This is a genomic window from Membranihabitans maritimus, from assembly GCF_021729145.1.
In the GTDB taxonomy this organism is placed as follows: Bacteria; Bacteroidota; Bacteroidia; order Chitinophagales; family Saprospiraceae; genus Membranihabitans; species Membranihabitans maritimus.
This window is the reverse complement of sequence record NZ_JAJSLW010000010.1, coordinates 200,210-225,842: the sequence shown is the minus strand read 5'-3', so window position 1 is coordinate 225,842 and position 25,633 is coordinate 200,210. Positions and strand designations below refer to the sequence as shown.

The following is a 25,633-nucleotide window of genomic DNA, read 5'->3' as shown; positions in this document are numbered from 1 at the left end:
AGACAAAGAATAAAAGTCGGAAATTCTAAATATTTCCACCCAAAACACTACCTTAACTATAGATAAGAACAACACACAAAATAAAATATCATTTTCAAAATCAAAACAAAACAATAAAATACTAATTAGGAAAGCATAGGAAAGTGTTTTCTATTGGTAGATTTATATTTATTAATCGATTATTGTAAATTTTTCATATTTGCAATAATAATATTAAAAAACAACCAATGAATAAAAGACTAAGACAGCGATTGTTATCGTTCCAGCTCGCGGGGATTCTTACATGTAGTTTAGCTTTATTTGTCTCCTGTAGCCATGACGCTGAAGAAGAACCCGTATCGGATGACCCGAAAATTCAAAAACTTACTCTTTCCAAAGGGTTTGCTGCCGAACACTTATATTCTCCGATAGACAGTATAAACGGTTCATGGGTATCGATGACATTTGATGACAAAGGTCGACTTATTGCTTCAGACCAATACGGTTCGCTGTTCAGGCTAGAAATTCCGGAAATCGGATCCGACAGCCTTACCCCCAAGATAGAAAAACTGGATGTTAATATGGGGCATGCGCAGGGGTTGTTGTATGCGTTCAATAGCTTGTATGTTATGGTCAACAACAGTTACCTGCCCGAAAATGAAGAAGATGATGACGACGACGAAACAGAAGAAGAAAAGATAGACGGTTCCAAAAAGGTAAGCGGACTCTACAGGCTCAAAGACACGAATGGCGACGATCAATATGACGATATTACGCTATTAAAAGAATTGAGAGGGTGGGGAGAACACGGCCCCCACAGTGTAAAATTATCACCGGATGGAAAATCACTTTTTGTAATCGCCGGAAACCATACGGATATTCCCGAAATGGATAGTTATCGCGTTCCACCGGTATGGGATGAAGACAATTTGTTTCCGGACATTAAAGACCCGCGCGGTCATGCTGCAGAAAGGAAAGCGCCCGGAGGATGGGTGGCCAATGTCGATCCCAATACCAATGAATGGGAATTGTATTGCGTCGGTTTTAGAAATCCTTTTGATATTGCTTTTAATGAATCCGGTGATATGTTCACATATGATTCCGATATGGAATGGGATTTGGGAATGCCCTGGTATAGACCCACCCGAATTTGCCAGGTAGTAAGTGGGGGTGAATATGGATGGCGCACAGGTACTGGCAAATGGAGACCTTCATTTCCGGATAACCTGCCCGCCATTGTGAACCTGGGACAGGGATCTCCAACAGGTGTTTTACATGGAAAAACAGCCAAATTCCCGGATAAATACAAAAAAGCACTGTTTGCCTTTGATTGGAGTTTCGGAATTGTATATGCCATGCATTTAAGCCCTGAAGGTGCCAGTTATTCTGCGGAAGTGGAAGAATTTGTTTCCGGACTCCCCCTTCCGTTGACAGACGGGGTTATTGGACCTGATGGCGCTTTTTATTTCATGACAGGAGGACGCAGGCTCGATTCCGACCTATACAGGGTGTACCATAAGGATTATTCCGATTTTAATACCCGTCCGGTAGAAGGGACTTCCGAAGTAACGGAACTGAATGCCCTGCGCAGGCAATTGGAAACCTACCACCGGGAAACCGGACAGGAAGCTGTTGATTTTGCATGGCCTTTACTCAGTAGCCCGGACCGTTTTATACGATTCGCCGCAAGAATCGCAATTGAACATCAGCCTATTGATTTGTGGAAAGACAAAATCTTTTTAGAAGAAAATCCGGAGAATATTATTTTGGGCTCCATAGCCTATGCCAGACATGGAGAAAAAAGCACCCGCAACGATCTTTTTGAAAAGATAACGACTATCGATTATACCGCTTTGTCAACTTCACAAAAAATTGATTTGACAAGAGCTTTGGAACTCATCATGTACAGACTTGGAGAACCCAGTCCGGCCAACAGAAAAGTAATAATTGATTACCTGGATACCAACTTCCCTGCAAATCACGCGGACCTGGACCGTCAATTAAGCAAATTGTTAATAAAACTCGAAGCCCCTTCTGCTATAGACAAGACATTAGCTTTACTCAAAGAAGCTAAAAACAGTCCGTCCGAGGAATACAATGCCGCTTCCGATTTAATTCTTCGGAACCCCCAGTACGGACTTACCATTGGGGAAATGTTGAATAAATTACCACCCGCACAACAAACCTACTACGGTATGATGCTAAGTGAAAAAGCGGAAGGATGGACCAACGACCAAAGGGAAGAATATTTTAGCTGGTATCACGAAGCTTTTAGCTATAAAGGGGGAAACAGTTATATTGGATTTGTCAACAAAGCCCGTCAGGCCGCACTAGAATATGTACCCTCTAACAAAAAAGAACATTTCGGGGAAATTTCAGGCGATTCATTGATCAACGAACAAGGACTTGGCCTGGTAGCAGGGGCAAAAGCCGAAGGGCCCGGTAGAAATTGGAAAGTCGATGAGGCGGTTAAAATAGTCGAAGAAAATGAAGGAAAAAGGGATTTTGAAAACGGGAAAGAAATGTTTGCTGCTGCACTCTGTATATCCTGCCATACTATCGCCGGGGAAGGGAACAATATTGGCCCCGACCTCACCCAACTCGGCACCCGGTTTTCAAAAAAAGATATTATAGAAAAAATAATCGATCCCAATAGTGCCATCTCCGACCAATACGCTTCCTCCGTGTTTGAATTATCCGATGGTAGCTCCGTAGTGGGAAGGATACAGGATGAAGATGATGACAATTACTATGTATCCCAAAACCCATATGCCCCGGACGAAACCAGGACGATTGCCAAGTCAGCTGTTGACCGAATAAAAAAATCAACCGTATCCATGATGCCGGGAAGATTAATTAATAGCCTGAATGAGGATGAACTCAAAGACTTAATGGCTTTTCTAATGTCTGGTGGAAATGAACAACACCAGGTATATACCGCATCCAATTAATGACTTTAAATAAATATAAAACACAATGATACATACGAAACCATATAGCATCCTGACCAAATATTTTCTCCTTTCATTACCACTATTATTCTGGAATTGCAACAATTCCGGGTCAAACGCTACCGCTGAAGCCCCAGAGGAAAAAATGGAAATTTCTACGAAGGATTTCAACCCTATATTCAATGGTTCCGACTTAAGCGGCTGGGAAGGGGATACGGATTACTGGAAAGTTGAAAACGGCTCGATAGTAGGAGAATTGACCGAAGATAATCCACTGGAAGCAAACACATTCCTGATTTGGAGAGAAGAAATGCCCGGGGATTTTGAATTAAAAGTAGACTTCAAAATTACGGAAAATGGTAATTCGGGAATCAATTACAGAAGTGAAGAGTTGTCAGATCCCGAATTTGCATTAAAGGGATACCAGGCAGATATCGATGGAAAAAATACGTATACAGGACAAAACTACGAAGAAAGAGGACGGGCTTTTTTGGCCAAAAGAGGGGAACAATCCGTCTTGAAACCAGGGCAAGATCCTACTATTACCAGTTACCTGGGTGACAATGAAGAACTCAAGTCCAAAATCAATCAAGGGGACTGGAATTCCCTCCACATTATAGCGGAAGGGAACAATCTCAAGCATTACGTAAACGGTGTCCTAATGAGCGAAGTAACCGATGAAGATGCCGAACACCGGAAATCAAAAGGGCACCTGGGATTTCAGGTACACAAAGGCCCACCTATGAAAGTCCAATATAAAAACATAGAATACAAGAAATTTTAATACACCGGGATAGGAATTCGGTTAAATGCAATAATGGAATGGGTAATTTTGAAAACACGACAGCGAAAAACTGGAGAGATAAAGTTTCAAATATTTCTCAGGCAGGGGGAATAGAAACATCTGTCTTAGATAATGGGCATGGCAGAGGCTCCCGAATTGCCTGGTTCAACACCGGTAGTGGTTTTCGCTTTAAATTGGCTTTGGACCGCTCAATGGATATTACCGAAGCCTTTTTCAATCGGCATAGCCTGGCCTGGATTAGTAACCAGGGAACAGCCCCCGCACAGCCGTTTGCAGATAAAGGAATAGATTGGCTCAAAAATTTCGGAGGGGGCCTTATGACCACTTGTGGTTTATCCCACGTCGGGGGGCCTGAAAATGATAAAAACGGAACGCGTGGCCTGCATGGAGAAATCAGCAACGTACCCGCAGAGATAGAATCAATTATCCAACCGGACCTGGTCAACGGAAATAATGAAATGAGCATAACGGCCCGCATAAAGCAAACCCGGGTCTTTGGACCTCATTTGGAATTAAAAAGGACCATTTCGGGTACATTATTTTCTCCTGTAATTAAAATCAGGGATACTGTCAGGAACATCGGGAATATGCCAACCCCGCATATGTTACTTTACCACTTTAATTTCGGTTGGCCGTTAGTGGACGAAGGGACTGAAATTATTTGGGATGGGGATTGGAAATCCCGAGGCGGTGAACTGGATAACAAGATCTTTAACAAAGACCACGATTTCAAGAAATGCCAACCGGTTCTCGAAGAACATTCGGGGTATGGGGAAGCCGCTGGTTTTATAGATCCTCAAGCAAATAACAATGGCCATTATACATGTGGATTATACAATCCCTCATTGGAATTGGCGGTTACCTTACAGACTAAGAAGTCCCAACTCCCTGCACTGACGAATTGGCAACACTGGGGAAAACGCGAATATGTACTGGGACTGGAACCCGGAACCAATCATCCTATCGGTCAGGGAAAAGCAAAAAATGAAGGGAGTTTACGAATGCTTGGACCCGGGGAATCCAGCGCCTATGAAATAGAACTTTCTATACTTACAGACTCGGAATCAATTCAAAAATTTACTAAAGCATAAATTAATATATCACGTAATGAGCAAACACAATACAGCAAAAAAAGCCATGGATCAGGGACAGGGGATCGTCCGTCTGGCCCCTAATTGGGTACCGCGATCCTTTTGCGTTCCGGGAAGAAGAATCAAACTCCATCCCGACGATTATTATATCCTGGGAGGCGAAAGGGGTGGAATAGATGAACGTTGGTTTTCCTCTACTACTCCGGCGGAGAATGGTCCACTGACAGGAGATCACGAAGGATTGAGTTTTATTGTCTTTAATGATGGATCGCATGAAGAACGCGTAACGCTAAAAGATGCTGTAGATGAACTCAAGGGCGACATCATAGGTGACCGGTTGTGGGATGAATATAAAAGTTGGCCGATGTACTCCAAATTTTTCGACAATATGGGCCCACTACCCCACCATATCCACCACAGGGACAAACACGCCGCCCTGACAGGACAAAAGGGAAAGCCAGAAGCCTATTACTTCCCTCCCCAGGTCAACAACCACGGGGGTGATTTCCCGTACACCTTTTTTGGAATCGCCCCGGGAACTACAAAAGATGAAATCCTGGAGTGTCTTAAAAATTTTACAAAAGGAGACAATAAAATAACCAGCTATTCACAGGCATTTCCGCTATATCCCGGCACAGGATGGGATGTACCTCCGGGCATGCTGCATGCCCCCGGTAGTTTGTGTACATATGAGCCACAGACGGCATCGGATGTTTTTGCCATGTACCAGTCACTGGTCAATGAAGCTGTCATCCCCGAAGAACTGCTCTGGAAAGATACACCGGAAGAGAAAATGGGTGATTTTGATCACCTAATGGAAGTAATCGACTGGGACCTCAATGTCAATCCCAATTTATTGGAAACCCGCTTTATGCGACCTATACCCGTTAAACCCACTGAAGAAATGCAATCGGAAGGGTATACTGAAAAATGGATCTGTTATAGGTCGGATGCATTTAGTGCCAAAGAATTAACGGTCAACCCGGGAGAGACGGTAGTAATAAAAGACAATGCAGCCTACGGGATGATTATGATGCAAGGTCATGGAAAGATGGGCGTTTGGGATATAGAGACCCCCTCTTTGATACGATACGGTCAATTAACGAATGACGAATATTTCGTTTCTGAAGATGCCGCAAAAGAAGGCGTGAAAATAGTTAATCATTCTAGTTCGGACCCGATCGTAATGTTGAAACATTTTGGCCCCGGGAACCCGGATTTGAAATTAGACATATAACTGGATATGATACCGGCCCTATGAGATTGTCGGATAATTTTTTAACTAAAAAAAGAAAAATAATGAGTAAAAATAATTTTCCAAAATTACACAATGCTACATGGCCCGGTCTCGTAGGAAAAGGGCCTGATTCCCAACCCATTATTCCATTAGACACCATGCTGGAGATGACGGCAAATGCCGAAGTGGATGGCCAGAAATTTGATGGAATAGATATCGGGCTTTTTGACGCTCATTTCGCACCGTACAATTCGGAAGAAGGCATAAAAAGATTTGCGGAAAAAGTAACCGACTTGAATCTCGAAGTGGGGTCGGTAGTTGCCCCGATATGGCCCCCCGACGGCGGTTCTGCCATGGGAAGCAAAGAGGACCGGAAAAAATTTGTTGAACAAGTAAAAAATGCCGCTCATTTTGCCCAAAAATTGCGGGAATACGGCGTACGGCCCAATGGAATTATCCGCATCGATTCCGCTACTGACCCCGGAACATGGGAAAAAGACCCCGTGGCCAATACCAAATTAATTGCCCAGACCTTCAGGGAAGCTTGCGATGTAGCAGCAGACTATGGCGAAGACCTCGCCGCAGAAGGAGAAATTTGCTGGGGCGGTATGCAATCCTGGAAAACCATGGTAGACACCCTTGCAGAAGTGGACAGACCCAATATCGGATTTCAGGCAGACATGGCCCATACCCTTTTGTACCTCCTGGGATATAACCGGCCGCAAGACCGGATCCTTCCGGAAGATTTTGACTGGAGCGACGAAGAAACCTTCAAACAGGGACTCGTCACACTTACCAACGCCCTCCGGCCCTGGACTATTGATTTTCACGTAGCCCAAAACGACGGCACCGTTTTTGGTTCGGGCTCTCATGATAAGACCGGAAGGCATTGCCTGGCTACAGATCCCAATGGCAAACTCAATATCCCCCGGGATGCAGGCTATTGGTTGCGCAATGAAGACGGTACACTTACAAAAAAATTCAATCACATTTGTTGGGACGGTTGTATGTTCGACAACAGTGTAATGAATGATCAAAAAACATGGAATGATATCCTGAGATCGATGATCCAGGTAAGGGAACAACACGGGTGGCAGGAATAAGGAAGTCGGAAGACAGAAGTCGGGAGTCCGGAGGTTCGCAATCCCGATCCCGATCCCGATAACCATCGAGAGGGGCAAGCGCACAACTCGTAGCTTTATTTTAAAAATTAAAAATCAAATATAATGGGAGAAAAAAAAGAAATCAGAATTGGTCTAATCGGACGAGGTTTGATGGGGAAAATGCACGCCAATGCATACAGTAGAATTGGTAATTTTTTCCCCGATCTCGAATATCGTCCCGTCCTCCAAACCGTATGTTCGCGAAACGAAGAAAAGGTAAAAGAATTTGCCGAGACGTGGGGATTTAATTCCTATGAAACGGATTGGAAGAAAGTAGTAGAACGCGATGACATAGATGCTATAGATATATGTACACCCAATAATATGCACGCTGAAATAGCCATTGCAGCAGCAGAAGCCGGAAAAATAATTCTCTGCGAAAAACCGCTATCCAGTGATTTTGAAGAAGCAAAAAAAATGGTAGAGGTAGTAGACAAATCCGGCGTTCCCAATACCGTATGGTACAACTACAGGAGAGTTCCAGCTGTTACATTGGCAAAACAAATTGTAGACTCCGGTAAACTGGGTAAAATTTTCCATTACCGCGCGAATTTCTTGCAGGATTGGACGATAAGTCCCGAACTGCCCCAGGGTGGCGATGCCCTTTGGAGGCTGGACGTTGATGCAGCCGGATCCGGGGTGACCGGTGACTTGCTGGCACACTGTATAGATACCGCTATTTGGATCAATGGGGGTATCAAAGATGTGTCCGCCGTTACCGAAACCTTTGTAAAAGAACGGGTACACCAGGATTCGGGGGAAGTACAAAAAGTAGGGATTGATGATGCCAGTATTTTCCATTGCCATTTTTCCAACGGCTCCCTCGGCCTGTTCGAAGCTACGAGATACGCCCGTGGACACAAAGCCTTATATACTTTTGAAATTAACGGAGAACACGCTTCCATCCGCTGGGACCTGCACGATATGCACAGGTTGGAATATTTCGACCACAGCGATGAATCCGTAGTTCGGGGATGGCGTTCTATCCATGTCAGTGACGGAGATCAACCCTATATGGACCGATGGTGGATCCCCGGTACCAACATCGGTTACGAACATTCCTTTATCCACCAGGCAGCCGATTTTTTCAAAAGCCTGGAAGAAGGGGAAGAAGCCGCCGGACCAACCTTTAAAGACGCATTGGAAACTGAAAAAGTCTGCAACGCGGTATTGAAATCTGCAAAAAGCAGAAGTTGGGAAGACGTAAAGTAGGTAAAACACCTTTACGGGAAGCTAGGATATTGATGATATACCCGGGACGTTTTGGTTTGACCGGTTCGATATGTAAGTGAAAATGATCGATATCAAAAAGAAAAACACAGCCATAGCGGGTTATGGCGCGTATTTTCGATGAAGAGAGCGGCCATTTTCACACATAGAAACCGGTCAAAATCAATCGTGCTGTGTATAACAGGGGTTTGAATTTTACAGCAAATCCCGGTTTGATTTTTTATAAAAACCTTATATTAGGTCAAAATAAAATGTCATGACAACGACAGATATTAAGATTAATATAATTGATCAAATAATTCATCTACAGGATGAAAACCTCGTACAGCAAATCCAACCCCTCTTGCAATTACATGATTCTGCAAAGGAAGAAATACTTTTAACTGATGAAATGATTGATGCTATACAGGAATCTGAAGAGCAAGTAAAAAAAGGAGAATTCAAAAGTAACGAACAATTTTGGAAAGATATTTACCAATGGCTGGATGGAGAATAATGGGGTCACCGAGGGCCCAAAAAGAACTCACTTCAGTACTTACACCTATTGGAATACAAGAAATAAATCGTTTCCATATAGTAAAAAGATTGTCGAGCTGGTAAAGAAGAATGAAAAATTACTTCTATTAACCCCTTATATTGGAAAACCAACACAACTTGAAAATATCCGGATTCAGGTTATATTATATTACTTTTTGATTTACAAAATTGAAAAAGAATGAATCATAGTACTCTCTTTTTTTGATACAATACAAGACCCGAAAAAACTTGACATTCCGTCGCTGTAATTCATGTACAATTAAATCAATCACCTAATGGTATCAATATTTACAAAATCGATAAGACGAATTTATCCGATTTTATTCCTTGTTTTCGTGTGTTTCTTTGGCTGCCAATCCGGGGAAAAAGAAGAATTACCCGACCCCGACCTGTATGCCCAACATGTGCGAACCACTGATTTCCAATCCCCGGAAGATGAACAAAAGAGCTTTGTAGTACCCGAAGGTTTCAAAGTTACCCTCTTCGCCTCGGAACCCGATATTACCAAGCCGATCAATATGGAATTCGATAACAGGGGGCGCCTATGGGTCACCCAATCTTCCGAATACCCCATTGCCGCCGGGAAAGGACAGGGAGCCGACAAAATATCGATACTCGAAGATACGGATGGTGATGGCCGGGCAGACCAAATAGACGATTTTGTCTCCGACCTGAATATTCCCATCGGTATAATGCCTATGCTCGATGGCGCTATCGCTTACAGCATCCCGAATCTGTATTACTTCAGGGATGAAAATAATGACCAAAAAGCCGACGCCAATCCGGAAGTATTGTTGGGCCCTTTCGGACATAATGATACGCATGGCATGGTCAATAACCTGGCCCGTGGATATGACGGATGGATACACGCTTGCCACGGATTCACCAATACTTCTACCATTGCCGGGACAGATGGGGATAGCATCACTATGACTTCAGGAAATACATTCCGGTTTTCCCCCGATGGAGAAAGGGTCGAACAAACTACCTTTGGACGGGTCAACCCGTTTGGTTATGCTTACGATGAATGGGGATATCTGTATTCCGCCGATTGCCACTCCAAACCTATTTTCCAGCTCATACCCCAGGGAAATTATCCCCATTTTGGAAAAAAACCACCGGCCCTCGGTTTCGCCCCCGAGATGATGGATTACAACTTAGGTTCCACGGCACTGGCAGGATTGGAATTATATACCGCCAATAATTTCCCCGAAGAATACCAACATTGCTTTTATTCCGGCGACGTTGTTACCTGCAGGATAGACCGGAATGCCATGATCTTTGAAGGATCTACCCCTATTGCACAAAAGAGAGATCCCCTATTGGTCAGCAAAGACCCCTGGTTTCGCCCGGTCGATGTAAAAATGGGACCGGACGGGGCATTATATGTAGCGGATTTTTACAACAAAATCATCGGGCATTATGAAGTACCACTCGACCACGAAGGACGGGACCGGAACAGCGGCCGGATCTGGCGGATAACCTATGAAGGCGGCCCTACACCCCCTGCCGATAGCCTGATGGAGACCAGCATAGAATACTACCTGGGAAAGCTTTCTTCACCCAACCTCCAAACACGTCTGAATGCTGCAGATATGATCGTGGATGTATGGGGAAGTGCCGCCGTGGAAACCGTCGAATCATCGATAAGCAATATGGAAATCGACAAGTTAACATTTATTCATGGTCTTTGGGTATTGCAACGGATAGGGGGCCTGGACTCCCATTTGATAAACCGCGCGCTCCGCCACCCCGACCCAATGATACAGGTGCACGGCATCAGGATCCTGAAAGAACGTCCTGCCCTAAGCCCCCAATACCAAAACCATTTGCTTGCCTCCGTCAACAATAGTGAAAATCCCCACGTCAAAAGGGTGAGCGCTGAAGTACTTGGCCATTTTACGTCCACATCCCATATCGATCCGTTAATAGAATTATACCGGAACACCGATAACGCAGATACCCACCTCAAATATACGGCCATGTTGGGTATCCAACTCAACCTCCGGGACCCAGCCGTCATGCAACAAATAGTGGCATCCACCCCACTGGAAGCCCAGTTCAATGTATTGTACAAAGCTATGCTCGACATCCCTTCCGAGGATGCGGCCCGGTATATCCTGGAGCAATCCAATACCTATGAATTAGGAATTACCGAAAAAATCAAAATAGCCCATTACCTGGCCAGGTCTATATCCCCCATCGATTTTACAGCATTCATCAATGAAATGAAACGCGATTTTATTTTTGAAAAAGAACCGCAATTCCAAATGTTGCAGGCCATTGAAGGAGGTATAGCAGCCAGGGGTGGCATCCATTCACCGGCATTTACCAAATGGCAACGGGAATACACCCAAACCGTGATGGAAAATATCCCTGAAAAATGGCAACCCACAGACAATAACATACCGAAAAGCTGGATTTGGGCGATTAACCACGTAGGCCCTTTCCAGCTTGATAAATTCTCCGGAAAAATAACCGGGATATTCAACAATTCCCGGGCCCCGCTTCAGCTTAGGATATCGGCCGCCACAGCGCTGCAAAGTCTCCGTCCGGAAGAAGGCTACCAAATCCTGGCAACAACCTACCGTTCACCCTCTGAATCCGGGGAATTCAAAGCTGCCCTTACACCGGTAATATATGGTGCCGCAGTAAAGGGGACAGAGGCCCTACTTACTTCCCAGATCATGATCCGCAACCGGCAATTACAGACTGCGATTGCCTCCCATTTGGCAAAAAACACGAGAGGAATTGACCTCCTTCTTAATGCCGTAGAAGATAAAAAAATAAGAATCGATATCCTGCTCGAAAAATCCGTACAATCCGAACTAGATAAAAATATTTCCGGCACACAGGAACAGCAATTTTCTGCCCTTCGGAAAAAATTCGGTGATGAAATAGAAAATATCAACCAGGTAATCGCTACAAGGATTGAACAATTCGCACCCAATGAACAGGAAATTGCCGAAGGGAAAAAAATATTCGAAAAAAACTGCATGATGTGCCATCAGGTTAACGGGAAAGGCCAACTGATCGGCCCCCAGCTGGATGGGATCGGGAATTGGGGGAAAAATGCTTTAATTGAAAAAATATTGGACCCCAACCGGAATATTTCCGAATCATTCCGGAATTTCAACATTGATATGAAAGACGGGAAAACCCTGACCGGACTTTTTCGAAGGGAAGAAGGAGAAGCCATTGTATTCGCGGATATAAATGGTAAGGAGTTTAAAGTCAATAAAAACAATATAGAAAAACAGGTGCCTACCGGAACTACCCTGATGCCCGATCAATTCAGGAATACGATCCCCGGGGCCGATTTCAATAAACTAATGAATTACCTATTGAGTATTAAACAATAAAGTATGAAAATCATAATCTTACGGGGAATGGTATTGACCTTCCTACTTACCGCCATTATCTTCCCCTCCGTTGCCCAACATTCCATACAATTCGACAAAACGCGGCTTACAGACCGATTTATATCCGAAGGTGCGGCCGTAGGCGATGTAAACAAAGATGGCCTGACCGATGTGATGGCCGGGGCACACTGGTTCGAAGCCCCCAACTGGGAAATGCACGAAATTACGGAAAGCCAGGAATTTTCACCGACCAAAGGGTATAGTAATTCCTTTCTCAATTTTTCAATGGATGTCAACCAGGACGGATGGATCGACCATATCCGGGTAGGATGGCCGGGGGAAGAAGTCGTTTGGTACGAAAACCCGAAAAATAAACCCGGACATTGGACTATGCATGAAATCCACGACCACCTCGGAAATGAATCCCCCCGTATGATAGACATTGACGGCGACGGCAGACCGGACCTGTTGGGTAATGACCCGGTAAAGAATCAAATCATCTGGTTAAAAGCTCCGGCCAAAAAAGGCGATACAGAATGGGAAAAGTTTGTTATCAGTAAGGAAGATAATATCCCCGGCGTACACAAATATACCCACGGTCTGGGTATGGGGGATATGAATAATGACGGTTTCGAAGATGTCATTATTACCAAAGGATGGTGGGAAAACCCGGGCGACCCCACAAAGGAAAACTGGACTTTCCACCCGGAAAATCTGGGTCAGGATTGCGCCCAGATGTATTACCTGGATCTCAACCAGGACGGGCAAAAAGACTTGTTGTCATCCTCTGCCCACAATTATGGTATCTGGTGGCACGAAAACGTATCCTCCAATGGGACCACATCCTGGGAAGAACATCTCATCGACAGCTCCTTTTCCCAGACACACGCCCTGGTAATGGAAGATATCAACCAGGACGGGAACATAGATTTTATAACGGGGAAGCGGCACTTCGCCCACAACGGGGGAGATCCCGGAGGCCATGACCCGGCTGTAGTGTATTGGTACGAATACCAACCCGGCAAAAACCCTCAATGGATTCCCCACCCCATTGATGATAATTCGGGGGTTGGATTGATTTTTACAGTAACAGACCTTAATAAAGACGGGTTACTGGATATAGTAACTGCCAACAAAAAAGGTGTTTTTATATTCATTCAAAACAGAAATTAATTAATGAGAAATTTATTGGGAATATTTATTTGTACATTTTTGAACCTGGGAATCCTTTTTACTCAGAACCTTGATATCCCCGGTTATGAACCTATTCTGGAAGAAGCACAGGAAAGTGAAATCTCAAGCTTTTACGTAAGCCCTCAAAGGATATTATGGAAATCAGATAAATCCGGACAATGGATCAAAAATTCAGACGCACTCTTGAAGAAGGGCAAAGGACAGGCGGATTTGACGAATCAGGATCTTTGCTCTATAAAAAACCCTGATGGAGACAAAAGTTCTATACTTATCGATTTTGGAGTAGAAATTCACGGGGGGATCCAGATCATTACCGGGATGATGGCTGAGAACAAACCCATCAAAGTGAGGGTTCGTTTCGGTGAATCAGCCGAGGAGGCCATGTCGGATCTCGGCCCGGAATCATCTGCCACGAATGACCATGCCATGCGCGATGTGGTCCTGGAATTACCCTGGCTGGGCAAAAGGGAGATAGGTGATACGGGATTTCGTTTTGTACGGATAGACCTGGAAGACGAAAACAGGGAACTTTTGCTGAAAGAAGTGCGTGCTGAACTCAAAATACGGGATATTCCCTACGTAGGGTCTTTTACATCCAGTGATGAAAGGCTGAATAAGATCTGGAATACAGGAGCCTATACTGTTCATCTGAATATGCAGGACTATTTGTGGGATGGTATCAAAAGGGACCGATTGGTGTGGGTAGGTGATATGCACCCGGAAGTCTCCACCATAAATGCTGTATTTGGCTACAACCCTGTTGTCCCCAAAAGCCTGGACCTGATGAAAGAACTTACCCCACTGCCCGGCTGGATGAATGGAATCAGCACGTACTCGATGTGGTGGTTAATTATCCACCGCGACTGGTATAACCAATACGGCAACCTGGAATATCTGAATGAACAACGGGAATACGTATCGAACCTACTGGAATTATTTATGCAAAAGATAGATGACGAAGGCAAAGAACAACTGGACGGACACCGGTTCCTGGATTGGCCTACGAGTGAACAACCGCAGTCGATACACGCCGGGTACCAGGCGCTATTGATCATGACCCTGGAAGCAGGGGTAGAGATCTGTACCGCACTGGAAGAAAATGAACTAAAAGCCCAATGCGAACAGGCGATAAAAGACCTCAGGGGATACACGCCCGACCACAATGATTCCAAACAGGCCGCATCGCTGATGGTATTGGCCGGACTGATGGAACCCCGGATTGGTAATCGCGATGTAATTTCCGTCGGTGGCCCCAGGGATTTTTCCACTTTTTACGGTTACTATATGCTGGAAGCCATGGCCGAAGCGGGAAACTATACGGAGGCTATGGATATTATCAAAGAATACTGGGGCGGGATGCTGGATCTTGGTGCCACTACTTTCTGGGAAGACTTTAATATAGAGTGGCTGGAAGACGGTGCACGGATTGATGAATTGGTGCCTGAAAATAAAACCGATACCCACGGTGACAATGGGAATTACTGCTATGTAGGATATAGACACAGCTTCTGCCATGGCTGGGCTTCCGGCCCCACGGCATGGATGAGCCGGTATGTGCTGGGGGTAAAAGTTGTCGAACCGGGCGGGAAGGTATTGAAAATCGAGCCCCATTTAGGTGACCTGGAATGGGTAGAGGGCTCCTACCCTACCCCACTGGGACCGGTAAAGATTAGACATAGTAAGATGGCTGACGGGGGACTCAAGACCGAAATCGAAGCCCCTGAAGGGATTGAAGTTATGGCAGAATAAAATATATTAATATGAAACCGTCCATTACCATAGAATACTGCCCGAAGTGCAGATGGCTCCTAAGGGCCGCTTATATGGCCCAGGAATTATTATCCACGTTCGAAGAGGACCTCCTTTCCGTCACCCTGAAACCAGGGGAACAAGGGGGCATTTTTCGCATTTCCATCAATGGGGAACCCGTTTTTGACCGCAAGGAATACGGGGGATTCCCGGAAATCAAGGAACTAAAACAAAAAGTACGGGATATTATCGAGCCCGAAAGGGACCTCGGGCATGTGGACCGGTAATATAGATAAAAACCTAATCTGATGGAACCAAGTAGTCATGATATTCGTTAAATTATGACGAAAAATACATGCATTATGCCAACACTACAGATTAGAAATATGCCACAAGAGGTTTATGATCTTTTGCAACAGTCTGCTAAAGAATCCCGACGATCTTTGACCCAGGAGGCTATTGTACTCCTGGAAAAGGTATTGTCCGGGACGGATATCGAAACAGCTAAAACTCAACGGTTAGAAATATTGGATGAGATTGCTAAAAACAGAAAACTTTCCAAATCCGATGCAAATCTTGCGATCAAATGGATCCGAGAAGACCGTGATAACAGATGATGGTAGTCGATGTCAGTGCCATAATCCCCTTTTTGCTCTATAGAGACACAGAAATTGAAAAAGCGGTAAGGACAGCTAATAGAATAATCGTTCCGAACTTGTATATACCGGAGACAGGTAATACATTACTTCAATATGTAAAGAAAGATCTGATAACTATTCAAGAAGCCTATAAGTATATTGATCAGTCCATGGAATTGGTGGACCACTTTATCGATCTGAGTGATCATAGTCAGAATATTTTATCAATAGCTTATGAAAATAGTTTATCCTTCTACGATGTACAATATCTTTTCCTGACTATTGCCAATAATGGAAAGTTATTATCCCGGGATAAAAGTCTTAATCAGATAGCCAGACAATTCGGTGTCAAATATTGAAATTGGGGAATAATAACCCAGTTTAATCACTAATGATTTTTACAACAATGCCCTACCTGGTAATAAAACCACTTTCTCAGGGGAACTATGAAAAACTACAACTCCGTCACATTCACCCATAGAGAAAAATCCTCGTAAGGTATAATAGCCATCCGCGCCATTGCCGCCCCTAATAATGAAGTAATGAGGTGGAGAAAAATAACAGCAAAATTTCAGGGATGCAATATTTTGATCGATTATTTGGTAAAATAGATATAATAAATAATAACAAACTGGTACATAAGTTATTCTTCGGTGTAAAATTTTCAAATCAAGGGTCGTTTTTTAAAGGTAATTTTTTACTTTAGAGAGTGTATTTGTAAACCCTGAATGAAGTGATGGTAATGTATTTGCGTTTTTCCTCCCATTTTTTAGAATTCAACATTGTACAGAAATGTATTAAGATGTATGAGAAGACCTTTCTCCTGATATTTTCAGTTTTGGGGAATGTATTGGATGGGAATATTAGTGAAACCTTCCGGAAATAATATAACCGTTTTGAGATGAGTGTATATTCGAGAAGTTTATTACTGGTTACATGCCTAAATAGAAATAATCAGAAACAAAGGTGAGGATATAAAGAAGTTATGTATCATAAAACAATTAAAAATGAATAAACGAATATTTAAAGTAAAAGGAAATGTTCCTGAAGCACTTAAAAGGGAAATCAAAGAACATCGAGAATTTCTTCAAGCTCTCAAAGACAAGAATGAAGAGAAATTAAATAAAAGCAATATTGATTTAAAATTGATTGAAGATGGCCTACGAATACTTAAGGCAAAGAGATGATCTTTTTGTTTTCAGCACAAAAAATGATAAAGATTATGTTGTGGCATTTCAATTCTCTACAGATTATTTTACTCATACATGTACTCATTGCAAGAGTATTTATGAAGTATATGTGAATTGCATAAACGACGATGAACCGCCTTATGATTCTCAAACAATGGAAACTGTCATGTCCATCATTAATGAATTTTCTCAGAATGGAACAGTAGCTGCAGTTATGTATAAGTGTTATAATGGAGACGGCAAAGGATGTAAAAGAGAAGCACGTTTTGAAAGAACGTTTGAGAACTCCGAATTAGAAAATTTTGAATTTTATTCGCATACGTATGAATTTGAAGTCGATGAAGGAACTATTGAGCTAAGATACAATCTCTTGGCAGCGTCAAATCACATGAATTATGGTGAAATCGTTGATGAATTTTATCAAGCACCGAACTATTGGATTTCTGATTCGACTTTTGAAGAAGAGTAATATGAAAGAAATTCAAATTGACCCTTTTCCAAACTTGAAAATCACAGAAAATGCATACAAAAGGGACGTAGTGGGCAATGTTGGAAATAAGAAACAAAGAAACATAGGAGGTAAAAGTATGGTTTCAATTAACGTGTTCAACAATGGCGAAAAAAGAGTAAATGCAATGATCCCAGAAACGATAAATGGAAATACATTTATGTCGGTCTTTCCTAATCCGATCCAGCTTTACTTTTCATTCTCACTAAAGGCGTTTAATCAATCGGAAGAATTAAGAAATAAGGAATTTATAAAGAAATCGAAAAAGGTTAATGGAGAAAAGAAATACTTTTTAAATGTTGATGCAGATAAAACACATCCGTTATATAATAGTTATCTACAACTAAAAATTGGTTCGATTATTATGTTGGCTTGCTCTATAGAAGCTTTTGTGAATTCAATAATAACTGAATCAATAACTTATAAAGACAAAAAAGGTGAGGAACTAAATCAAGAACAGATACAAAGATGGGTTTCTTTGGCTGATAAAATACAATTTGTAATTCCTGAAATTTATGATGTAGATTTCAAAAAAACTTATAAAAAGGAGTATGATCAGATTATGTCCTTGATTAGAATTAGAAATGAATTCGTTCATCTTAAAAATTATAACAAATCTCCATTTTCTGAAGAATACCAAAAGCTCTTTATTAGTTTAAAAAAATTTAAAATGAAGCAATGTTTAAAAGCTGCAAAAAAATATATGTGTGAATACAAAGAAGACTTTATCAAAGAAATATAAACGACACATAACACCGCATGATCACAGAATGCCTCCTTCGTCAGCACTCTGGATATGCATGATCCGTTATGCATTATAAGACTGATCAATAAACTTTGTCCCGTATAGAACAATTCGACATACAGAACTTTAAATGGACTAAATACTATCAACTTGGCGAAAAAAGGAAAAAAGAGGAAGGCAAGTAAAAATTACATTCCAAAATCAAAAAGGCAACAGCCCAAGCAGAATGATTTGAAACTGGAGTTTCTTGACTATTACAAGCAGCATTTATCAAATTGGTTTGAAAAGCCAAACTTAAAATTAATTACACTTTTTGCGTTCATATACCTCTATTTTATAATTAGAATTGTTTTCACTGATATTGATTTTTATTTAGCCTCCCGCTTATTCAATATAAGCAGAGGATCTTATGTAACTGGAAGGCTTTTATTAGTCTTTTCCATAATAAGTATATATTGGTTAAGGTCAGGTAATAAAAGATTAATTAAAAACTTCATCTTGCTGGTTGTATACCCTTTTTACCCGGTGCTATTCAAAATCTTAAAAAATCTTATTTGGGACCTCCCAAAGAAATTGATAAGGAGAAACAATTTCTATTTTCTTTTTCTTTATTTCGATAGCTTGATCTCCTTGGTTGTTAAACTAAAATATAAAGTAATATCAGTTCTGTTTTTCCTTAATGCCATATTTTTTATGACCGTATTGAAAGGACATTATCTATTGATCCCAATAGCTTTATTCTTAGTTATCTTATTTAGGCACCTTCATAGAAGATACAAAGAGACCTTCAGCCCAATCAAAGTTTTCCAATTACAAGTGCAAAATTTTAAACCTAAAGCTCATTTCGAAAGAGCAAAATTCGATGAGTCCATATCTCAAATGGCTATCAAAGCAGAATCGGACAAGAAAATAACAAAGATGGAATACTTTCTCTTAATAGGAGAGTTATCAAGAGTTTTTAATCAAAAGGTAACCGAAATACTTGATTCAAAAACTTACTTCCAAGCGTTTTTGGCAAAAGCCATTTATAGTTTTTTGCTTGCAATGATAATTTTTGGGGGAATTAATTATTGCCTATACCTCATTGATTCATCTCATTTCCTCTATAAAGGAGGACCGAAGTATTTTGAATTTTTCTATTACAGCTTCTTCACAATCTTTCCCGATGGCTCCGACATAGAACCAATTACAAGATTCTCTAAAGTAATCAGGATGTTTGGAGTATTGGTTGGTGTTCTTTTGAATCTTTTAATATTAGTTGTTTTGATAACCGTGAGAAGTGAACGATATAAAGAAAATTTGCAAGCACTTAGTAATTGGTCCCTTTCATATGCAGAAGAAATTACAGTTTATTTTGAAGAGAAATATGGCAGAAAAACAGTGGATGCTTTAAAATATTTGGTTGATTCTGGCAGCGCATTGTCTAAAGGGTTTTATGAATTTAAACAATTGCTAAAATAGGTACGATGCATAGTCGAGTAGGTAAAGGGGAGTCTCACCCCTAAACCTCTCACACCTGTGTGCCGAAGCACTACGGTGCGCAGGCACAGAACCGTATCCCCGAAGATCGGGACAGGCTATGAACCTCTTTGTTCTGAAGCTTCAGCATAGGCGCTACGGCTCTTGTTATGCAATCGGTATTGTCTAAAATGATTTAGACCAGTTTCTACCCCAATTCCCAATGATAGAATAGATTCGGATATGAAATCGTTATACGTCTGAGCCATTTGACGGCTTTGACCTTGCTTCCTTTGAAGCTGGTATACTTATTCAATATCCATTTGATCAACCAATGATGAAGATAATAGAACACTGGATTCAAACTCTTGCGACTGATTTTTCCATGGTACTGGATCCAACCCCGAATCTTTGGATTCAACAATACCGCTAAATCCTGTATCCCTCGTTGAGTCTTGTTATGGAAATCAAGTTTTCGGAGTTACTGAGTGATCCGAACCTTGGACTTGCGACTCATCTTGCAGTCAAACTGTAGGAAACTCCCTCCTTTTCTCAACCTATATCGTATCGGCTGAAAGCTGAATCCTAGAAAATCAAACTGTACAGGATAGCCTTTCAGGTTTCTGCCTTCCTTCTTGTAATACACAATTCTCGTCTTTTCGGGATGGGCTCTAAAGGCCACTGGATATAACGGTTCATTTTGTGCCTGCCATTTAGGTCCCGTTTGCTAACGCATTAGGAAGAGTCAAGATTTAACAAACCTGCCCTCAGTCAGGCGTTTCTGCAATTTCTCCTAAATCTTCTGAGAAGAGAAACGGGTAAGCCACCTGGCGTGCACTCAAGGCTTTCCCTGTAGGTTTCTTCCCCTTAAATCCATTTAGTACATTCCTTGCTATTTTTTTGTTTCCAGGAGAGGGGATTAATGGGGCTGCCCTCCTTCAACCGCTTTCGAAGAAATGGCTTTCGTATAATGATAATATTTCGCTAAAAAATCAGTGACGGCTACAGCTTTATTCTTCAAAAGTTAACTCGACTTGTTTTGCTCGCATTTCAATAAACTCTAAAAAAATTTCTTTTTGCCCCTTACTTATAAAACTGTTCATGATCAATTCAGTCCAACTTTGCATTCCCTTTTCTATTCTGTTCCAAAGATTATCTATTGCTTTTTCAGGAATATGTGCTTTAGCCATAGCTTCATTAAAATCTTTTCGCTTTAGCTTTCTTTTTTTTCCGTTGAGGTTCAAAGCCAGTTCTTCCGGATCTTCAGGAATTAATAATTTTACCGCTATCATATCGTAGGCCGCAGCCAATCGGTACAGATTGTCTTCAAAGGCTATTAACGAAAAATTTTTTAAATGCATGTCATTGTTCCCAATAAGAAACGATACGATTACTTGCTCGTAAAACTTCACTGCTTCCAATAATGGGTTTTCTGCATACGTAATTATACCTTTTGCAATCTGCTCATACGAGCCACGGTATTTGTGTTCTGTTAATCGTCCTGTAAATTGACACGCATCTTCCATTGCGTATTTTTCATTTTTTGCCGTTCGGTCTATGCGTCTTGTCAGATATGCCAACTCTCCACTTTTCATAGGAATCAATAAAAATGGCACCGTAGCTATTCCACAAGCCTTTGCCAATAGCATTGACATCGCTTCTATCTCCGGCATTTGTGGATATAATTCAAAGGGCGGTTTTACAATATATTTACCGTTTAATGCCCCTACAATGGTTAGTCTATTTTTCTCTTTCTCTTTGGTGAACCCTAATGATAATTTTGGTTGTACGCCTGTAACTATGACCCGTTGCGCTATATTTTCTTTGGCCAATTCTTCTATTTGGGATAGCTCATAGTCCAACTCCCGGACAGGGGTGTCTTCTTGCCAAAATGCTTGTAAACAACTTTCGTGGTACCTTTCACTCCCTTCTAACTCTTTATTACAGGCTAAACAGTAGTTCATTTACTTCTTACACTTATATTGCCTATACAATCTCGACAGACCGTCAATAACAGCCCCATACGATCCCTGGGATTTATTTTCCAGTTTTTGTGTACTACATCCAACAACCATCCTTCTGGTATTAACCCGTCAAAAAATGGAAATAAGTTTTCCGAATGAAACGGGTCTTTTTGTAATGGTAAGGTTAAAGACACTGACAACGCCTTATCTTGCTCTAAATACTCTTTCCGGTACGTAAAGTGATAACCGGTATCATCCTCAGTCAGTACGCCTGCCAGTTGGTTATGCACCCATATTTCTCCTTGTCTCATCGCTTATAGGTGTTGGTGTTAATGTATGCCCGAAAAATAACAATATTTGATTGATTTTATCGGTCATTAAATTGGGTTTTCCTTGTTCCAGTTCGCGGACAAAACGGAGTCCTACACCCGTTACATCTGCTAACTCTATTTGAGTGAGGTCTGATTTTTTACGTCTGTTACGTACAAAGTCCGCTATTGCGTTATGTCTGTTCCATTCTTGCATGGTTATACCTTTACGGGTACAATATAATAAATTTATATTCATTTTATACCTCTATGGGTATAATTTATATTAGAAATATGTTTTTATACCTTTTCGGGTATAAAAATGTTATATAAACAATAAATTTATATCTTTCAACCCCGACTTTCCTGGCGGAAGAACCTTGCCGCATTGCATGCGCACAGGGGAATGGGGCTTACGCCTCATTTTCCAGTTTCTACTAAAACTTCTGTGAAGAGAAACGGGTAAGCCACCCGGCATGCTCTGTGAAATTATCCCCCTCTATTTTTACGCATTACCGTATAAACATTATATTTATCTACAAAAGAATATGTGGAATAAAAACCAACACGCTCTAATTAGTATCGTATTACTGTTATTTTGCCTCCCAATCATTTCATCAACACAGTCCCAAAACCAGAGTAATCCCTGGCCTGAAATTACCAAAACCCATAAACCCTGGTCACGATGGTGGTGGATGGGCAATGCTGTAGATAGAACCAATATTCGATCGTTGCTGGAAGAATATCATTCGAAAGGGGTTGGAGGCCTGGAAATAGCCCCTATCTATGGGGCAAAAGGATATGAAGACCGCTATATCACCTACCTTTCTCCCGAATGGAGGAAAATGTTGGAATATACCGTACAGGTGGCAGATAGTCTGGGCATAGGGATTGATCTCACGCAGGGCACCGGATGGCCATTTGGTGGCCCATGGGTTTCCCGGGAAGATGCAGCGTCCAAAATGGTCATTAGGGAATATACGCTTTCAGCAAATCAAGAGATAGAAGGGCCTGTAATTCCCGAAGACCCGCAGCAAAGGAATACGAAATTGCAAGCAATGATAGCCCAATCAAGTCAAGGCCAAACGATAGACCTTACCAATAAAATTGATAATAATCAGGAGATGAATTGGACGCCCGATAAGGGAGAATGGAATATTATCGCCCTTTTTAGCGGGAAAACAGGACAAAAAGTCAAACGCGCTGCACCCGGCGGAGCCGGATTTACCCTGGATCACTATTCACCAGAAGCTGTAGATAATTATCTGGAGGTATACGATAGTGCATTCTCGGGAAAATTGCCGGGTATCCGGGCACTATACAATGATAGCTATGAAGTCTACGGGGCGAATTGGACGAATGATTTTTTGGAAAATTTTCAAGAGAAAAAGGGATATGACCTGAAGACATTTTTACCGCAACTATTAAGTGTCAAAAAAACAGATGAAATCATCCGGATAAAAAGTGATTATCGCGAAGTCCTCAACAGCCTGCTACTGGAAAACTTTACCCAAAACTGGACCAATTGGGTTCATGATAGAGGGAAAGTAACCAAAAACCAGGCTCACGGATCTCCCGGAAACTTACTGGATATTTATGGAACGGTAGATATACCGGAATGCGAAACATTTGGCTCTACTTATTTCCCCATCCCCGGATTGCGAAGGGACAGTGCGGATATACGAAATGTCGATCCTGACCCCATAATGCTAAAGTTTGCTTCTTCTGCAGCCCATGTTACCGGGAAAAACCTGACTTCATGCGAAACATTTACCTGGTTGGGAGAACACTTCAAGTCATCATTTTCACAAATGAAACCGGAACTGGAACAAACCTTTCTGGCAGGTGTCAACCATATGTTTTATCATGGTATCACCTATTCCCCCCTGGACGCTCCCTGGCCCGGATGGTTGTTCTATGCTTCTCTCAACCTGAGTTCTGCCAATAGTTTATGGCCCCATTTTCCCGCTTTTAATCACTTTGTCTCGCGATGTCAATCCGTATTGCAATCCGGTAAAGCCGACAACGAATTATTAGTGTATTGGCCCATCTATGATGTTTGGGCAGATTCGGGAGAGTTATTAAACATGATCACTGTACACCATATCGATGAATGGTTACACCCTACTTCTTTTTATCGCCAATCCAAAAAATTAATGGATACGGGGTATTCCCTCGACTTCATTTCAGACTTACAAATCGCCCAATCCAAATCAGGCCGACAGGGAATTACCACAGCTGAAGGGACCATACCCAGGAAAGCCCTAATTATTCCTGAGTGCGATTTCATGCCAGTAGAAACACTACAAAATATTCTTTCACTGGCAGAAAACGGTGCTACGGTTATCTTTGAAAGCAAACCCCGGGATGTACCAGGTATAAAAGACCTTGAACGGAGACGAAATGAAATCGAAAAGACGTGGTCCCAATTGGACTTCATAAATGGGCCATCATCTTCAATGGCCAGTGCCAAATGGGGGAAAGGTGAAATAATTCTGACACCGGAAATCAGTCTTGCCCTGGACTCACGAAATATAAAAAGAGAAACCTTGACGGATACAGGATTGGAATTTATCCGGCGGAAAGGGGAACATTCTACATACTATTTCATCGCCAACCATACTGCAGGCACCATCGATAGCAAAGTAACATTAAACAACCGGTCGGAAGCAGTGATCGCTATGGATCCGGTTTCCGGCCATTCAGGACTGTTGGAAAGCCAGGTTTCAGGGGAATCTACTACCGTCAGGTTATATCTCAAACCGGGGAAATACCTTTTTCTGAAACTGACCGGGGAGGTACCGGACAGGCAAGCCCGGTGGGAACACCCTATTACCGGAAAAGAACAAATAGAAATAAAGGGTCCCTGGAATTTGACATTTAAAAATGGGGGACCCGATTTACCACAAACACGGGAAATAGACTCCCTCATCTCCTGGCACCAATTAGACGATCCCATCGCCCCCTATTTTTCAGGGCAGGCCGTATATCAAACCCAATTCAATATATCAGACCCCGGGAACTACCTTTTGGATCTGGGTACCGTGCGCGAGAGTGCCCGGGTCTGGATAAACAGCGAGGAAGTAGGTTATGCCTGGAGTATCCCGTATGAGTTGCCAGCCGGAAAATATCTCAAAAAAGGAAAAAACACCTTGAAGATTGAGGTGGCTAATCTCATGGCAAACAGGATCCGATACCTCGATGACCAGGAAATTACATGGAGAAATTATCATGAAATCAATTTTGTCAACATCGATTACAAACCTTTCGATGCATCGGTATGGGATCCCATACCTTCGGGATTGCTGGGCCCGGTAAGACTTGTTAAAATAAAAAAATAACTATTGTCAAAAATTATTTTCCAGGGGAAAGATCATCCGGAATTGGTCTTTTCCTAATTTCCATTGGCCTGCTTTCAACAACACTAGGCAAGTGTATGAAACCCATTAATTCCGCTATTGCTATATTTACCCCTACAGGGTTTTATTAATATCAGATTTTTTACAAATTTAATTTTTACCACA

At 42.1% G+C, this 25,633-nt stretch carries 21 protein-coding genes and 1 pseudogene; 18 read left to right on the top strand and 4 right to left on the bottom strand.

The genetic code is table 11. From position 1 onward, the window contains the following. Positions 1 to 227 precede the first annotated feature (227 nt). The 17 genes from LVD47_RS13805 to LVD47_RS13725 all read left to right on the top strand — a co-directional run bounded on the left by LVD47_RS13805 (position 228) and on the right by LVD47_RS13725 (position 19,840). Positions 228 to 2,930, top strand: coding sequence for a c-type cytochrome (locus LVD47_RS13805; protein ID WP_236977383.1), 2,703 nt, complete (start codon positions 228 to 230; stop codon positions 2,928 to 2,930). Positions 2,931 to 2,955: 25 nt separating this feature from the next. Then, on the top strand, positions 2,956 to 3,714 hold the full coding sequence (locus tag LVD47_RS13800) for a 3-keto-disaccharide hydrolase (RefSeq protein ID WP_236977382.1): 759 nt from the start codon (positions 2,956 to 2,958) through the stop codon (positions 3,712 to 3,714). Positions 3,715 to 3,752: 38 nt separating this feature from the next. Further along, on the top strand, positions 3,753 to 4,826 hold the full coding sequence (locus LVD47_RS13795) for an aldose 1-epimerase family protein (RefSeq protein WP_236977381.1): 1,074 nt from the start codon (positions 3,753 to 3,755) through the stop codon (positions 4,824 to 4,826). A gap of 16 nt (positions 4,827 to 4,842) precedes the next feature. Continuing rightward, positions 4,843 to 6,063, top strand: coding sequence for a cupin domain-containing protein (locus LVD47_RS13790; protein WP_236977380.1), 1,221 nt, complete (start codon positions 4,843 to 4,845; stop codon positions 6,061 to 6,063). Positions 6,064 to 6,125: 62 nt separating this feature from the next. Beyond that, positions 6,126 to 7,166, top strand: a complete 1,041-nt coding sequence (locus LVD47_RS13785; RefSeq protein WP_236977379.1) for a sugar phosphate isomerase/epimerase family protein — start codon at positions 6,126 to 6,128, stop codon at positions 7,164 to 7,166. A 123-nt stretch (positions 7,167 to 7,289) separates the two neighbouring features. Beyond that, positions 7,290 to 8,438: a Gfo/Idh/MocA family protein gene (locus LVD47_RS13780; RefSeq protein ID WP_236977378.1), complete on the top strand. Its 1,149-nt coding sequence runs from the start codon at positions 7,290 to 7,292 to the stop codon at positions 8,436 to 8,438. A gap of 274 nt (positions 8,439 to 8,712) precedes the next feature. Continuing rightward, the gene (locus tag LVD47_RS13775) at positions 8,713 to 8,952 is read left to right on the top strand and encodes a hypothetical protein (protein WP_236977377.1); all 240 of its coding nucleotides are present in this window, start codon (positions 8,713 to 8,715) and stop codon (positions 8,950 to 8,952) included. A gap of 316 nt (positions 8,953 to 9,268) precedes the next feature. Further along, positions 9,269 to 12,355, top strand: a complete 3,087-nt coding sequence (locus tag LVD47_RS13770; RefSeq protein ID WP_236977376.1) for a PVC-type heme-binding CxxCH protein — start codon at positions 9,269 to 9,271, stop codon at positions 12,353 to 12,355. A gap of 3 nt (positions 12,356 to 12,358) precedes the next feature. Next, positions 12,359 to 13,528, top strand: coding sequence for an FG-GAP repeat domain-containing protein (locus tag LVD47_RS13765; protein WP_236977375.1), 1,170 nt, complete (start codon positions 12,359 to 12,361; stop codon positions 13,526 to 13,528). 3 nt (positions 13,529 to 13,531) lie between these two features. After that, on the top strand, positions 13,532 to 15,298 hold the full coding sequence (locus LVD47_RS13760; RefSeq protein ID WP_236977373.1) for an alpha-L-rhamnosidase-related protein: 1,767 nt from the start codon (positions 13,532 to 13,534) through the stop codon (positions 15,296 to 15,298). Between the two features lie 11 nt (positions 15,299 to 15,309). Further along, positions 15,310 to 15,585 (top strand): Rdx family protein, encoded by a 276-nt coding sequence (locus tag LVD47_RS13755; protein WP_236977371.1) that lies wholly within the window; start codon positions 15,310 to 15,312, stop codon positions 15,583 to 15,585. A 75-nt stretch (positions 15,586 to 15,660) separates the two neighbouring features. Next, on the top strand, positions 15,661 to 15,915 hold the full coding sequence (locus LVD47_RS13750; protein WP_236977369.1) for a FitA-like ribbon-helix-helix domain-containing protein: 255 nt from the start codon (positions 15,661 to 15,663) through the stop codon (positions 15,913 to 15,915). Continuing rightward, positions 15,912 to 16,295 (top strand): type II toxin-antitoxin system VapC family toxin, encoded by a 384-nt coding sequence (locus LVD47_RS13745; protein WP_236977367.1) that lies wholly within the window; start codon positions 15,912 to 15,914, stop codon positions 16,293 to 16,295. Before LVD47_RS13750 ends, LVD47_RS13745 begins: the two co-directional genes overlap by 4 nt. Before the next feature lie 648 nt (positions 16,296 to 16,943). Further along, positions 16,944 to 17,123: a hypothetical protein gene (locus tag LVD47_RS13740; RefSeq protein WP_236977365.1), complete on the top strand. Its 180-nt coding sequence runs from the start codon at positions 16,944 to 16,946 to the stop codon at positions 17,121 to 17,123. Further along, positions 17,092 to 17,595 (top strand): hypothetical protein, encoded by a 504-nt coding sequence (locus LVD47_RS13735; RefSeq protein ID WP_236977363.1) that lies wholly within the window; start codon positions 17,092 to 17,094, stop codon positions 17,593 to 17,595. The genes LVD47_RS13740 and LVD47_RS13735 overlap by 32 nt, the downstream gene beginning before the upstream one ends. Position 17,596: 1 nt before the next feature. Then, positions 17,597 to 18,376: a hypothetical protein gene (locus LVD47_RS13730; protein WP_236977361.1), complete on the top strand. Its 780-nt coding sequence runs from the start codon at positions 17,597 to 17,599 to the stop codon at positions 18,374 to 18,376. A gap of 153 nt (positions 18,377 to 18,529) precedes the next feature. Then, positions 18,530 to 19,840 (top strand): hypothetical protein, encoded by a 1,311-nt coding sequence (locus LVD47_RS13725; RefSeq protein WP_236977359.1) that lies wholly within the window; start codon positions 18,530 to 18,532, stop codon positions 19,838 to 19,840. 205 nt (positions 19,841 to 20,045) lie between these two features. Here the strand turns inward: LVD47_RS13725 and LVD47_RS24095 are convergent. The 4 genes and pseudogenes from LVD47_RS24095 to LVD47_RS13710 all read right to left on the bottom strand — a co-directional run. Beyond that, positions 20,046 to 20,291 (bottom strand): annotated as a pseudogene (locus LVD47_RS24095) (group II intron maturase-specific domain-containing protein); the annotation flags it as partial. 556 nt (positions 20,292 to 20,847) lie between these two features. After that, complete coding sequence (locus LVD47_RS13720; RefSeq protein WP_236977357.1) at positions 20,848 to 21,801, bottom strand: HipA domain-containing protein; 954 nt, start codon at positions 21,799 to 21,801, stop codon at positions 20,848 to 20,850. Then, positions 21,798 to 22,112 (bottom strand): HipA N-terminal domain-containing protein, encoded by a 315-nt coding sequence (locus tag LVD47_RS13715; protein WP_236977355.1) that lies wholly within the window; start codon positions 22,110 to 22,112, stop codon positions 21,798 to 21,800. Before LVD47_RS13715 ends, LVD47_RS13720 begins: the two co-directional genes overlap by 4 nt. Further along, complete coding sequence (locus LVD47_RS13710) at positions 22,084 to 22,368, bottom strand: helix-turn-helix transcriptional regulator (protein ID WP_236977353.1); 285 nt, start codon at positions 22,366 to 22,368, stop codon at positions 22,084 to 22,086. Before LVD47_RS13710 ends, LVD47_RS13715 begins: the two co-directional genes overlap by 29 nt. 289 nt (positions 22,369 to 22,657) lie before the next feature. On the opposite strand from LVD47_RS13710, the gene LVD47_RS13705 reads away from it, so the two are divergent. After that, positions 22,658 to 25,450, top strand: coding sequence for a glycosyl hydrolase (locus LVD47_RS13705; RefSeq protein ID WP_236977351.1), 2,793 nt, complete (start codon positions 22,658 to 22,660; stop codon positions 25,448 to 25,450). Positions 25,451 to 25,633: the final 183 nt, after the last annotated feature.

What these genes read in the sequence shown, in the direction of transcription:
- LVD47_RS13805 (WP_236977383.1), top strand. Translation starts at nt 228, where the DNA reads ATGAATAAAAGACTAAGACAGCGATTGTTATCGTTCCAGCTCGCGGGG.
- LVD47_RS13800 (WP_236977382.1), top strand. Translation starts at nt 2,956, where the DNA reads ATGATACATACGAAACCATATAGCATCCTGACCAAATATTTTCTCCTT.
- LVD47_RS13795 (WP_236977381.1), top strand. Translation starts at nt 3,753, where the DNA reads ATGGGTAATTTTGAAAACACGACAGCGAAAAACTGGAGAGATAAAGTT.
- LVD47_RS13790 (WP_236977380.1), top strand. Translation starts at nt 4,843, where the DNA reads ATGAGCAAACACAATACAGCAAAAAAAGCCATGGATCAGGGACAGGGG.
- LVD47_RS13785 (WP_236977379.1), top strand. Translation starts at nt 6,126, where the DNA reads ATGAGTAAAAATAATTTTCCAAAATTACACAATGCTACATGGCCCGGT.
- LVD47_RS13780 (WP_236977378.1), top strand. Translation starts at nt 7,290, where the DNA reads ATGGGAGAAAAAAAAGAAATCAGAATTGGTCTAATCGGACGAGGTTTG.
- LVD47_RS13775 (WP_236977377.1), top strand. Translation starts at nt 8,713, where the DNA reads ATGACAACGACAGATATTAAGATTAATATAATTGATCAAATAATTCAT.
- LVD47_RS13770 (WP_236977376.1), top strand. Translation starts at nt 9,269, where the DNA reads ATGGTATCAATATTTACAAAATCGATAAGACGAATTTATCCGATTTTA.
- LVD47_RS13765 (WP_236977375.1), top strand. Translation starts at nt 12,359, where the DNA reads ATGAAAATCATAATCTTACGGGGAATGGTATTGACCTTCCTACTTACC.
- LVD47_RS13760 (WP_236977373.1), top strand. Translation starts at nt 13,532, where the DNA reads ATGAGAAATTTATTGGGAATATTTATTTGTACATTTTTGAACCTGGGA.
- LVD47_RS13755 (WP_236977371.1), top strand. Translation starts at nt 15,310, where the DNA reads ATGAAACCGTCCATTACCATAGAATACTGCCCGAAGTGCAGATGGCTC.
- LVD47_RS13750 (WP_236977369.1), top strand. Translation starts at nt 15,661, where the DNA reads ATGCCAACACTACAGATTAGAAATATGCCACAAGAGGTTTATGATCTT.
- LVD47_RS13745 (WP_236977367.1), top strand. Translation starts at nt 15,912, where the DNA reads ATGATGGTAGTCGATGTCAGTGCCATAATCCCCTTTTTGCTCTATAGA.
- LVD47_RS13740 (WP_236977365.1), top strand. Translation starts at nt 16,944, where the DNA reads ATGAATAAACGAATATTTAAAGTAAAAGGAAATGTTCCTGAAGCACTT.
- LVD47_RS13735 (WP_236977363.1), top strand. Translation starts at nt 17,092, where the DNA reads ATGGCCTACGAATACTTAAGGCAAAGAGATGATCTTTTTGTTTTCAGC.
- LVD47_RS13730 (WP_236977361.1), top strand. Translation starts at nt 17,597, where the DNA reads ATGAAAGAAATTCAAATTGACCCTTTTCCAAACTTGAAAATCACAGAA.
- LVD47_RS13720 (WP_236977357.1), bottom strand. Translation starts at nt 21,801, where the DNA reads ATGAACTACTGTTTAGCCTGTAATAAAGAGTTAGAAGGGAGTGAAAGG.
- LVD47_RS13715 (WP_236977355.1), bottom strand. Translation starts at nt 22,112, where the DNA reads ATGAGACAAGGAGAAATATGGGTGCATAACCAACTGGCAGGCGTACTG.
- LVD47_RS13710 (WP_236977353.1), bottom strand. Translation starts at nt 22,368, where the DNA reads ATGAATATAAATTTATTATATTGTACCCGTAAAGGTATAACCATGCAA.
- LVD47_RS13705 (WP_236977351.1), top strand. Translation starts at nt 22,658, where the DNA reads ATGTGGAATAAAAACCAACACGCTCTAATTAGTATCGTATTACTGTTA.